This window comes from Aeromonas sp. A35_P (assembly GCF_002259925.1).
In the GTDB taxonomy this organism is placed as follows: Bacteria; Pseudomonadota; Gammaproteobacteria; order Enterobacterales; family Aeromonadaceae; genus Aeromonas; species Aeromonas dhakensis.
In genome coordinates this window covers 1-10670 of the sequence record NZ_NEVB01000051.1, presented here as the reverse complement: position 1 = coordinate 10670, position 10670 = coordinate 1, and the positions used below count along the sequence as shown (strand labels likewise).

Here is a 10670-nt window from a genome sequence, read left to right as displayed (position 1 = left end):
ATCCTGAGCTTAAAATAACCATAGTAATGACAGCGGCTGATACCGATAACTGCAGGATGGCGATAATTACGGCGTTTTCATCCAAGGAATGGGGTGATTTTGATAAAGATCACCATTGCCAAGCACTAAAACAGACCAGTTTGACTTGCATCAAGCCTGAATTTTTTTCATAGAGCAAAATCGTGCCCAGCAAATCTATCCCTAAGGAGGCAGATGTGGATATTATCAAGACCGATGTCGCCATCATCGGTGCTGGTGGTGGTGGCCTGCGTGCCGCAATCGCCATAGCGGAAGCTCACCCGGAGCTGGAGATCGCCCTGATCTCCAAGGTCTACCCGATGCGCAGCCACACAGTGGCCGCAGAGGGCGGCGCCGCCGGTGTCGTCCGTGATGATGACTCCCTCGAAAACCACTTCAACGACACCGTCTCCGGTGGCGACTGGTTGTGTGAGCAGGACGTGGTCGACTACTTCGTCAACAACGCTACCAACGAGATGATCCAGCTGGAGCACTGGGGTTGCCCCTGGAGCCGCAAGCCGGACGGCAAGGCCAACGTGCGCCGTTTCGGCGGGATGAAGATCCCCCGCACCTGGTTCGCGGCAGACAAATCCGGTTTCCACATTCTGCACACCCTGTTCCAGACCTCCATCAAGTACCCGAGCATCAAGCGCTTCGACGAGCACTTCTGCATGGATCTCATCGTGGAAGATGGCCGCGTCCAGGGCGTACTGACCTTTGACATCCAGAACGGCATCACCCGCTTCATCCAGGCCAAATCCGTCATTCTGGCCACCGGTGGCGCCGGCCGTGTCTATCGCTACAACACCAACGGCGGCATCGTCACCGGTGACGGCATGGCGCTGGCCTACCGCCACGGCGTACCGCTGCGCGACATGGAGTTCGTCCAGTATCACCCGACCGGCCTGCCGGGCACCGGCATCCTGATGACCGAAGGTTGTCGTGGTGAGGGCGGCATCCTGCTCAACAAGGATGGCTACCGCTACCTGCAAGACTATGGCTTGGGCCCGGAAACCCCGGTCGGCCAGCCGAAGAACAAGCACATGGAGCTGGGTCCCCGTGACCGCCTCTCCCAGGCCTTCTGGCAGGAGCAGCAGAAAGGCCGCGTGATCCAGGGCCCGATGGGCGACGTGGTTCACCTCGACCTGCGCCACCTCGGCGAGAAGTACCTGAAAGAGCGTCTGCCCTTCATCTGCGAACTGGCCAAGGCCTACGTGGGTGTGGATCCGGTGAAAGAGCCGATCCCGGTACGTCCGACTGCCCACTACACCATGGGCGGCATTGAGACCAACGGTCAGTGCGCCACCCGTCTGCCGGGCCTCTATGCTCTGGGCGAGTGTGCCTCCGTCGGTCTGCACGGCGCCAACCGTCTGGGTTCCAACTCCTTGTCCGAGATCGTGGTGTTCGGCAAGGTGGCCGGTGAGCACGCCGGTGAATTTGCCAAGACCCAGTCTCACGGCAACACCCAGGCGCTGGCCGCCAAGGCCGAAGCGCTGATCAAGCAGCACCTCTCCCTGCTCGATATCGACGGCACCGAAAACCCGGCCGATATCCGCAACGAGCTGGGCATGTCCATGGAAGCCGGTGTTGGTATCTACCGTACCGAAGAGCTGATGCAGGGCACCATCGACAAGATCAACGAGCTGAAAGCCCGTTACAAGAAGATCAAGATCAACGACAAGTCCTCCGTCTTCAACACCGATCTGCTGTACGCCATCGAACTGGGCTACATGCTGGACGTGGCCGAAGCCATGGCGCACTCCGCCATCAACCGGAAAGAGTCCCGCGGTTCCCACCAGCGTCTGGACGGTTACGAGGAGCGCGATGACGTCAACTTCCTCAAGCACACTCTCTCCTTCTACAACGGCGAAGGGGCCCCGACCATCGACTATTCCGATGTGAAGATCACTAAATCCCAACCGGCCAAGCGCGTGTACGGTTCCGAGGGTGAGAAACAAGACGAGGCTAAGAAGAATGGCTGAGATGATCGAAATTGAAATCCTGCGCTACCGTCCCGAGCAGGATAACGAGCCCTGGATGCAGACCTTCCAGGTGCCCTACCTCAAAGAGATGTCCCTGCTGGATGCGCTGCAATACATCAAGGATCATCTGGACTCTACCTTGAGCTTTCGCTGGTCCTGCCGGATGGCGATCTGCGGCTCCTGCGGCATGATGGTCAACGGCATTCCGAAACTCGGTTGCAAGACCTTCCTGCGCGACTACCTGCCGGGCAAGATGACTATCGAGCCGCTCAACAACTTCCCGATCGAGCGCGATCTGGTAGTCGACATGTCCGACTTCATCGAGAAACTGGAGAGCATCAAGCCGTACATCATCCCGTCTGAGCCGCGCAACCTGTGCGATGGCGAGTACACCCAGACCCCGGCTGACATGGCGAAGTATCACCAGTTCTCCATGTGCATCAACTGCGGTCTGTGCTACGCGGCCTGCCCGCAATATGGCATCAACAAGAAGTTCACCGGTCCGGCGGCCCTGGCGCTGGCCTATCGCTACAACGCCGACAACCGCGACAGCGCGTCCAAAGAGCGGATGAAGATCATCAGCCAGGACGAGGGCGTCTGGGGTTGCACCTTCGTGGGCTACTGCTCCGAAGTGTGCCCGAAAGGCGTGGATCCGGCGGCGGCCATCCAGCTTGGCAAGGTCGAGAGCGCCAAGGACTACATGATCGCCATGTTCAAGCCAGATTGAGAGCAGGAATGAGACCATGAACAACACCAATAGCAAACGTAAGCCTTACGTCCGCGAAATGAAGAAAGACTGGTGGCTGAAGAATGCCTTCTACACCGGTTACATGATCCGCGAAGGCACCAGCATCTTCGTCTCCATCTACGCCGTCGTGCTGATGTGGGGTCTGCTGCGGCTGGTACAGGGTCAGGAGGCGTTCAACGGCTGGCTGGAATCCCTGCAGAGCCCGATCGCCATCCTGTTCCATGTCATCGCCCTGGCAGCCTGCCTGTTTCACGCCAAGACCTGGTTCGCCCTGGCCCCGAAAGCCATGCGCATCTTCCGTGGCGAAGACCTGGTGCCGGAGAAGCCGATCGTCATCGCCCAGTATGTGGCGCTGGCGGTGGTATCCCTGCTTGTCCTGATCATCGTGGCCTGAGGAGAAAACAATGAGACGTTCTGACGAGCCTGGTTATTGGTGTCTGTTTGGTACCGGGCTCTCATTCAGAAACGTTGGCCACGATCACTCAATCATTATTTGAGGAAAAAATATGAGACGTTCTGACGAGCCTATATATTGGGGTCTGTTTGGTGCGGGTGGCATGGTCGTTGCCATGCTGCTGCCGGTCATTGTCCTCATCACAGGTCTGCTGGTGCCCATGGGTATCATGGACGTGGAGACCATGAGCTACGAGCGCGTGCTGGAATTCGCCAGCTCCTGGTGGGGTGCCTGCATCCTGCTGGCCATCATCGCCCTGCCCATCTGGCACGGCATGCACCGCATCTACCACGGCCTGCATGACTTGGGGATCCACACCACCAAGCTGCACCACTATGTGTTCTATGGCTTCGCCTTCCTGGTGTCCGCCATCACCCTGGGTCTGCTGATGGTGCTGGTGTTCCAGTAAACCCATCCAGACTGCATGACAAACCGGGCCAAGTGCCCGGTTTTTTATTGCCCGTCCGAAAGCACGTCCGCCCACTTGACGGGACAAACCATCCGGCCATAAAAAAGCGGGGTCTGATGCCCGACTTGTGGATAGTGCTCACTCCATCGGCGGTAAGAAGCGGCGCATCACCTCGTCGCTGTAACCGCTGTCCTGAAACTCGATCAGCAACTGGTTGAGGCGGGTCACCAGCTCATAGGAGCGCGGCGAGCCCTTGCTCACCAGCAGATAGAAGCCCTTGCGACTGGGCAGGGCGAGGTGGAGCAGCCCGCTCTCGCTCTGGTAGATGCCAAGGCCGATGCCGCTCATCAGGGGTTCAATCTCGCTGGGCAAGAAGTCACAGCGATCGCGCCCCAGCATGTCCAGCGCCTGCTGCAGCTGCTTGAGCCGGCGCGGCTCCTGCGCCAGCCCGTAGGGGGCATAGTTGTAGCCGAGCACCCCGCACACCCGGGAGCGATTGACCGTCTGCAGATCGGGCGCCTCGGGGAAGCGCCGCTTGAGGTAGAAAAATCCGAGGTGGGTATAGTAGAGCGGTACGCTGTAGAAGGCATATTCTGCCCGCTCCGGCTTGTAGCTGGCATCCCAGGTCAGCTCGCACAAGTGGTTCTGGCGATAGTCGGCCAGCTCCTGCTGCACCCGTGCCCAGGGCAGATAGCGGATCTTGTAGGACAAGCCGAGCCGTTTAAGGGCCTCCAGCACCTGGGTTGTGGCCGAACCGGTGAGACGGCGGGTATCGGGCACGCCATCCTTGCGCTCCCAGTAGGTGAAGGGGGCCCACTCGTTGCCCTCCCCCAGGCAGATCTGCACCTCGGGCTGGGCCGCCTCCACCAGCCCGGTCAGGCCCCATCCCAGCAGCAACAACATGGCTCGCGTCATCGTCTCCCTCCTTCCTCTCCCTTGCAGCTTAGTGCAGGCGGGTGTGACGCTCCCCGTTATAGCGCCACCTCCTGCCACAGGGCCAGCAGGGGCGCAGGGATGGCACCGTAGCGCAAGGTCGGGGTCTGGTGCCAGTCGGCCAGCCGCTGCAGTGCCTTGGCCAGATCCTGCGCCAGGGTCCGGGTCACCCTGACCCCCGCCTCCAGATAGAGGCTCTTTATCTCGAAGATCCCCTGCTGGCGATGGGCCTTGGCATCCATCCTGCCCACCAGCTTGCCGCGATGCAGCAGCGGCAGCACGAAGTAGCCGTACTGGCGCTTGGGGGCCGGAGTGTAGCACTCGATGCGATAGTCGAACTGGAACAGCTCGCTGGCCCGCTTGCGATCCCACACCAGCGGGTCAAACGGTGACAGCGCCGTGGTATGGGTGGCCTTGAGGGTGCCGGACTGGGCCTGGGCCAGCTCGTCTGCCAGCGAGGCGTGCACGAAGGCGCCGTGCTGCCACCCCTCCACCCGCACTGGCAGCAACTCTCCCTCATCCGCCAGCTGGTGGAGCAGGGCGTCGTATTTGCCGCGCCGCAACCGATAGTAGTCGGCCACCCAGCCGGTCTTGACCAGCCCCAGCGCCCGGCAACTGGCTCGCACCATGTCCCTTTGCGCCTGTTCCGGGCTCGGCAGATCCCGCTCGTCGCGCCACTCGGGCATCACCCGCTCGGCCAGATCGTAAACCCGCTGGAAGTTGCGCCGCTCGCGCACCATCAGCTGGCCTGCGGTGAACAGCACCTCCAGATGGCGCTTCTCCGGCTTCCAGTCCCACCAGCCGTTGCCCTTGCCCCCCCTGGCGTTCAAAATCGGCCGCCCGCACCGGGCCGTGCTGGCGAATGCGCTCGATGATCTCGCCAATCTCCTGCTGGTGGGTGGCGAGCCAGTTGGCCGAAAACTTCCAGCCCATGGCGGCGGGATCCAGCATGCGGTGACGCAGCAGGCGATAATCTTCCCGCGGCACGAAGCAGGCCTCGTGGGCCCAATATTCGAAGATCTCGCCCTCGGCCAGCAACTGCTCGAGCCAGCGCGGATCGTACTGCCCCAGCCGGCTGAACAGCACCAGGTAAGGGCTGCGGGCCACCACCGAGATGGTGTCTATCTGCAGCAGCGCCATGCGGCGGATGGTGGCCAGCAGATCGGCCGGTTTCGCCTTGCCGCGGCGCGGCGTCAGCAGCCCTTGGGCCGCCAGTTGAAGGTGGCGGGCGTCTTGCAATGAGAGGTGGGCGATCGACATGGAAATAGGGGCATCCGTTCCTGGGTATCGGGCCACCAGCATGCCCAACTCATGGCCAAATGAAAACGCCCAGCTCAGGGTTTGGTGAACACTGCCACATCCGCGTGGGGAAACTCGACCTGCGCCTGCCAACGGGCCGCCAGGGCACGAAACGAGGCTTCGGCAAAGAAGACGATGTGGGTGGGATCATGGCGATAGCGCCAGGTCTTGAAGCGATCGTCCCCCAGTACCCGCTGGGTCTGCAGCACCAGCAGGCCGCCGGGCTTGAGGCAGCCCCACAGCGTCTCCAGCACGGCGCGCGGGGTGGCGATGTGCTCGATCACCTCGGTGCTGGTGATGAAGTCATACTGCCGCGTCAGCAGCTCGGGCTCATCGGCATAGAACTTGTCGTAGCCCGCCATCTGGTAACCCGCCTCGCGGCCCATGGCGATGAGCGCCGGGCCCGGGCCGCAACCAAAATCGAGGCCGCTGGCCGGCGGGGAGAGGCGGCGCAGCACCTCGCCGAAGGCCCGCATCAAAAAGCCGCGATAGCGGGGGTCATCCACCTGGTTGTCGTGGCCATCATAGACCGCCTTCTCGCGCGCGGGATCCAGGTGTTCGGCCGCATCCAGCCAGACCAGCTCGCAGGTCCGGCAGCGATGATACAGCTTGCCGGCCACCGGCAGCTCATAGGCATCGGCGGTGCAGCAGAGCGGGCAGGGTAAGGGGGTCATGGCATCTCCTCTCGAAAGCGGGGCGGTCAAACGTGGCCGCAGCTTGCCTGCCCGCCTGGCGGCTGACAAGGCTTTTGTCCGGCTGCCTCGCAATCGGGTCACAGCTTTACCTCTCTTTTCAAGCAGTTGCCTCTGTGTGAAACAGATTTTTTACCTCTTAAGGGTTTCTTAAGTTTGCCCCTTTAGTCTGATGACAATCGACAAGAAGGAGCCATCCATGACCACAGACATTCAAGCCCCCTATCGGCTGGCGCTGGCCGATACCCCGCAACAGGTCATGGCACTGCAGGGCTACATCCAGGCGGCCTACAGCCAGGAGTTCAACGCCCGCATTCCCCATTTTCTGCCCTGCCTGCTCGGCCTCTACCGGGCCGACGGCCTGCTGGTCGGCGCCTGCGGTCTCAAGCTGGCTGGCAGCGATCGCCTCTATCTGGAGCAGTATCTGGATCAGCCGATCGAGGCCGCCATCGAAACCCGGCTCGGAGCCCCCGCCCGGCGGGATCGCATCGTCGAGGTGGGCAACCTCGCCTGCAGCGAACCCGGCAACGCCCGCCTGATGTTTGCGGCGCTCTGCCGCCTGCTGTGCGACAACGACCTCGACTACGTGGTGTTCACCGGCACCGCCAAGCTTCGCAACAGCTTTCATCGCCTCCACCTCACTCCGGTGGAGCTGGCCCCCGCCCGGGCCGACAAGGTGGGTGACGATGCCAGCGCCTGGGGTGCCTATTACCGCTGCCAGCCCAAGGTGATGGTCGGTGACCTCGGCCTCGGACGGCAGGCGCTGGCCCGGGGCAGCCTGCTGCTCTCCCTGCTGGCGCCCATGCCCTCCCTGTTCAACTGCCCGCACCGGAGCGCCTTATGATGCTGTTTGACCAAATCGCCTACTTCGCCCGCCAGACGCCCCATAGCCCGGCTCTCGCCAACAGCCAGCACAGCCTCAGCTACGAGGCGCTGTGGCAGCAACTGCCGCCGCTGGCCGACCGCCTGCAGATGGCCGGGATCGGCCGGCTGGCGCTGCAGCTGGACAACGGCCTGCCCTGGGCTCTCATCGATCTCGCCTGCGCCATGGCCGGTATCGTCGTCATCCCGATCCCCCACTTCTTCAGCCTGGAGCAGCAGGAGTGGCTGCTGGAGAGCAGCGGCGCCGACGCCCTGATCGGCCCTCACCATCCGGGCTGGCAGGCCAGCGATCCGCTGCAACTGGTGGTTGGCGAGCTACCGCTGTGGCGCCGCACGCCAGCCCGGTTGCCGCCCCTGCCGGCCGGCACCGCCAAGATCACCTATACCTCCGGCACCACTGGCCAGCCCAAGGGTGTCTGCCTGTCGCTGGCTCAGATGATGACGGTCTGCGCCTCGCTGGCCGAGCGGGTTGCCCCGGCCAAGGTTGAGAAGCACCTGACCCTGCTGCCGCTCACCACCCTGCTGGAAAACCTGACCGGCCTCTACGTGCCGCTGCTCACCGGTGCCTGCAGCCGCATCCCTTCGCTCGCTGAGCTCGGCTTTGCCGGCTCCAGCAAGCTGGAGCCGGCCACCCTGGCCCAGGCCCTGCTACGCTGGCCCACCCACAGCCTGGTGCTGGTGCCCGAGCTGCTACGCCTGTTGCTGGCCCTGTGCAGCGCCAACCCGGCGCTGGCCGAACAGCTGGCCGCCCTGCGCTTCGTCGCGGTGGGGGGCGGCAAGGTCTCGCCCGAGCTCATCAGCCGGGCCCGCAAGCTGGGGCTGCCGGTCTACGAGGGGTACGGGCTGTCGGAGTGCGGCTCCGTGGTGGCACTCAACGGCCCCGATTGCCACAGCCTGGGCAGCGTCGGCCAACCACTGCCCCACTGCCGGGTATCGATCGCCGCCGACGGCGAGATCCTGGTGAAGGGAGCCGCCATGCTCGGCTATCTGGGCAGCGACGAGCCGACGCCAGAACGGGTCGCCACCGGCGATCTGGGTCATCTGGATGCGGAGGGTTACCTGCACATCACCGGGCGCAAGAAGAACGTCCAGATCACCGCCTTTGGCCGCAACTTCTCCCCCGAGTGGGTCGAGGCGGAAGCCCAGCTCTGTCCGGCCATCGCCCGCATCGTGATCTTCGGTGACGGCCAGCCGGTCAACGTCGCCCTGATCCAGCCACTGCCCGGCGCCGACGCCCTGCTGGCCCAGCAGATCGAGCAGCTCAACCATCGTCTGCCCGACTATGCCCGCATCCATCACTGGCTGCCGGTGGCGCTGGATCAGCATCCGGAGCTGCTGACCGCCAACGGTCGCCCCCGTCGCGAACGGATTTATCACCACTTTTCCCGGCAGATCAGCCAATGCCTTACAGGAGAGAGTTCATGAGCTTCTATCAAGTGCTGCAACAAGCCACCGCTCCGGCCCGGGAGCATCTGTTCAACGCCCCCATCATAGAGGCGTGCCGCAAGGGGGAGATCTCCCGCGATATCTACCTGCGCTTCCTCGCCCAGGCTTACTATCACGTGCGCCACACGGTGCCGCTCTTGATGGCCACCGGCGGCAAGCTGGGGCAGGAGTATGAGTGGGTGCATGGCGCCATCAAGGAGTACATCGACGAGGAGTACGGCCATCAGGAGTGGATCCTGAGCGACATCCGCGCCTGCGGCGGCGATGCCGAGGCGGTGCGCCACGGCCAGCCCGAGCTGCCCATCGAACTGATGGTGGCCTTTCTCTACGATCAGGTACAGCGCGGCAACCCCATGGGCTTCTTCGGCATGGTCCAGGTACTGGAAGGCACCAGCGTCGCCATCGCCCTGACCGTGGCCGACCAGCTCAAGGCGGGCCTCGGTCTTCCGCCCCAGGCCATGAGCTACCTGAGCTCCCACGGCGCGCTGGATCAGGAGCACCTCAAGTTCTTCGAATCCCTGATGAACCGGGTGGAGAGCCCGGCCGATCAGGCGGCCATCATTCACTCGGCCAGGGTGGTCTACCGCCTCTACGCCGACATGCTCTATCTGTACAGATCTAGTTATCACCAGACACCGGCCTCAAACCGGTGTCTTGTTTACGCTACTTTAGTGCGCACTTCCTTCGGTATCAATTTCAGACCCTTCTTGAACATGCTGTAAGGCGTCTGTCCCTCCATCATCCTGCCCTGATGTGGCCGCTGGGTGTTGTAGTGCTCCAGGTAGCTATCCAGGTCTGTCTGCATCTGCTCTACCGATTCATACCAGGTCGTCCTCCCCTTGATACGGAAGTGTTCATCCAGCAGTGTGCGATGCAGCCGTTCGATAAAACCGTTGCTCTGCGGCCTGCGCACCTTGGTGGTTCTGTGCTCAATGCCCTCCAGTTGCAGGAACAGCTCGTAGGGGTGATGGTCAGGACGTCCGCAGAACTCGCGTCCGTTATCCGACAGGATGGTATAGACCCGTGCCTCATGGGCTTCGAAGAACGGCAGCACCGCTTCATTGAGCACATGAACCGAGGTCACCGGCAGCTTGCTGGTGTAGAGCCGTCCCCAGGCGTGGCGGCTGTAGCAGTCCAGCACGGTTTGCAGATACACCTTGCCAACCCCCTTGAGCGCCCCCACGAAGAAGGTGTCGACCGCCACCAGTTCCCCGGTGTAGTGGACCTCTATCTGGCGTTCTCGGAACTCGGGGCTGAAGCGCTCGAGCAGGCGAATTTGCTCGTCATTGAGCTCAATGCTCTGCTCCCGGTGGGTTTTCTCGAGGCGCAACAAGCGGTCATGTTTGGAGAGCAAGTCGTGACGTTGCCACACGCCACGCACACCGCCGGCACTGACGTTGATACCCTGCAAGGCAAGCTCCTGCGCCACCCGTAGCGGACCATGGGTAGGTCTGGTGAGGGAGTAATCGAGGATGGCCTGCTCAATCTCGGGAGCAACTCGGTTGGGATGCGCCCCTTTACAGCCCGGCAGTTTGTCGAGCAAGCCCTCGGCCCCATAGGTCTGGTAGTTGCGCCGGATTTCGTAGAACTGCTGACGGCTGTAGCCGATGAGCTTGCAGGCTTTGCTGACGTTATTGAGCTCTTTGGCGAGCTCTAGCAGGCTGAGTTTGCGACGTGCTACTTTCTCGTTGGTGGTCATACGGTGACTCCAGATAACACGGTAGGGGTACCGTTTTGTTATCCGGTTTGAAGCCGTATGACCACTCCCTTTTGTGGGCAACTGTCAGGTGAATACCATCTCCATACA

9 protein-coding genes and 2 pseudogenes are annotated in these 10670 nt (G+C 62.3%); 7 read left to right on the top strand and 4 right to left on the bottom strand.

Annotation, left to right across the window (positions count from 1 at the left end; translation table 11 throughout):
* Positions 1-215: 215 nt before the first annotated feature.
* The 4 genes from frdA (at position 216) to frdD (ending at position 3611) form a co-directional block, all read left to right on the top strand.
* Positions 216-2000, top strand: a complete 1785-nt coding sequence (gene frdA, locus CAK78_RS04450; RefSeq protein ID WP_019839564.1) for a fumarate reductase (quinol) flavoprotein subunit — start codon at positions 216-218, stop codon at positions 1998-2000.
* Positions 1993-2727 (top strand): succinate dehydrogenase/fumarate reductase iron-sulfur subunit, encoded by a 735-nt coding sequence (locus CAK78_RS04445; protein WP_005298338.1) that lies wholly within the window; start codon positions 1993-1995, stop codon positions 2725-2727. Before frdA ends, CAK78_RS04445 begins: the two co-directional genes overlap by 8 nt.
* 16 nt (positions 2728-2743) lie before the next feature.
* A complete protein-coding gene (locus tag CAK78_RS04440) occupies positions 2744-3142 on the top strand; it encodes a fumarate reductase subunit C (RefSeq protein ID WP_005298336.1) in 399 nt (132 codons plus the stop codon).
* 112 nt (positions 3143-3254) lie between these two features.
* Positions 3255-3611 carry a fumarate reductase subunit FrdD gene (gene frdD / locus CAK78_RS04435; protein WP_005298330.1) on the top strand — a complete coding sequence of 119 codons (357 nt, stop codon included), beginning with the start codon at positions 3255-3257 and terminating at the stop codon, positions 3609-3611.
* 138 nt (positions 3612-3749) lie between these two features.
* Here frdD and CAK78_RS04430 read toward each other — a convergent pair whose 3' ends face one another.
* From CAK78_RS04430 to CAK78_RS04420, 3 genes and pseudogenes are all read right to left on the bottom strand, one after another.
* Positions 3750-4526: a substrate-binding periplasmic protein gene (locus tag CAK78_RS04430; protein ID WP_094696496.1), complete on the bottom strand. Its 777-nt coding sequence runs from the start codon at positions 4524-4526 to the stop codon at positions 3750-3752.
* Positions 4527-4582: 56 nt separating this feature from the next.
* Positions 4583-5804: pseudogene (locus CAK78_RS04425) on the bottom strand (winged helix-turn-helix domain-containing protein).
* Between the two features lie 74 nt (positions 5805-5878).
* Positions 5879-6517, bottom strand: a complete 639-nt coding sequence (locus CAK78_RS04420; protein WP_094696495.1) for a class I SAM-dependent methyltransferase — start codon at positions 6515-6517, stop codon at positions 5879-5881.
* Between the two features lie 217 nt (positions 6518-6734).
* On the opposite strand from CAK78_RS04420, the gene CAK78_RS04415 reads away from it, so the two are divergent.
* From CAK78_RS04415 to CAK78_RS04405, 3 genes and pseudogenes are all read left to right on the top strand, one after another.
* Positions 6735-7379, top strand: coding sequence for a thermostable hemolysin (locus tag CAK78_RS04415; RefSeq protein WP_094696494.1), 645 nt, complete (start codon positions 6735-6737; stop codon positions 7377-7379).
* Complete coding sequence (locus CAK78_RS04410; protein ID WP_094696493.1) at positions 7376-8842, top strand: AMP-dependent synthetase/ligase; 1467 nt, start codon at positions 7376-7378, stop codon at positions 8840-8842. The genes CAK78_RS04415 and CAK78_RS04410 overlap by 4 nt, the downstream gene beginning before the upstream one ends.
* A pseudogene (locus CAK78_RS04405) lies at positions 8839-9471 on the top strand (TenA family transcriptional regulator); the annotation flags it as partial. The gene CAK78_RS04410 and the pseudogene CAK78_RS04405, both read left to right, overlap by 4 nt.
* 50 nt (positions 9472-9521) lie before the next feature.
* Here the strand turns inward: CAK78_RS04405 and CAK78_RS04400 are convergent.
* Positions 9522-10562, bottom strand: coding sequence for an IS481-like element ISAs19 family transposase (locus CAK78_RS04400; RefSeq protein WP_094696492.1), 1041 nt, complete (start codon positions 10560-10562; stop codon positions 9522-9524).
* Between the last annotated feature and the right edge of the window lie 108 nt (positions 10563-10670).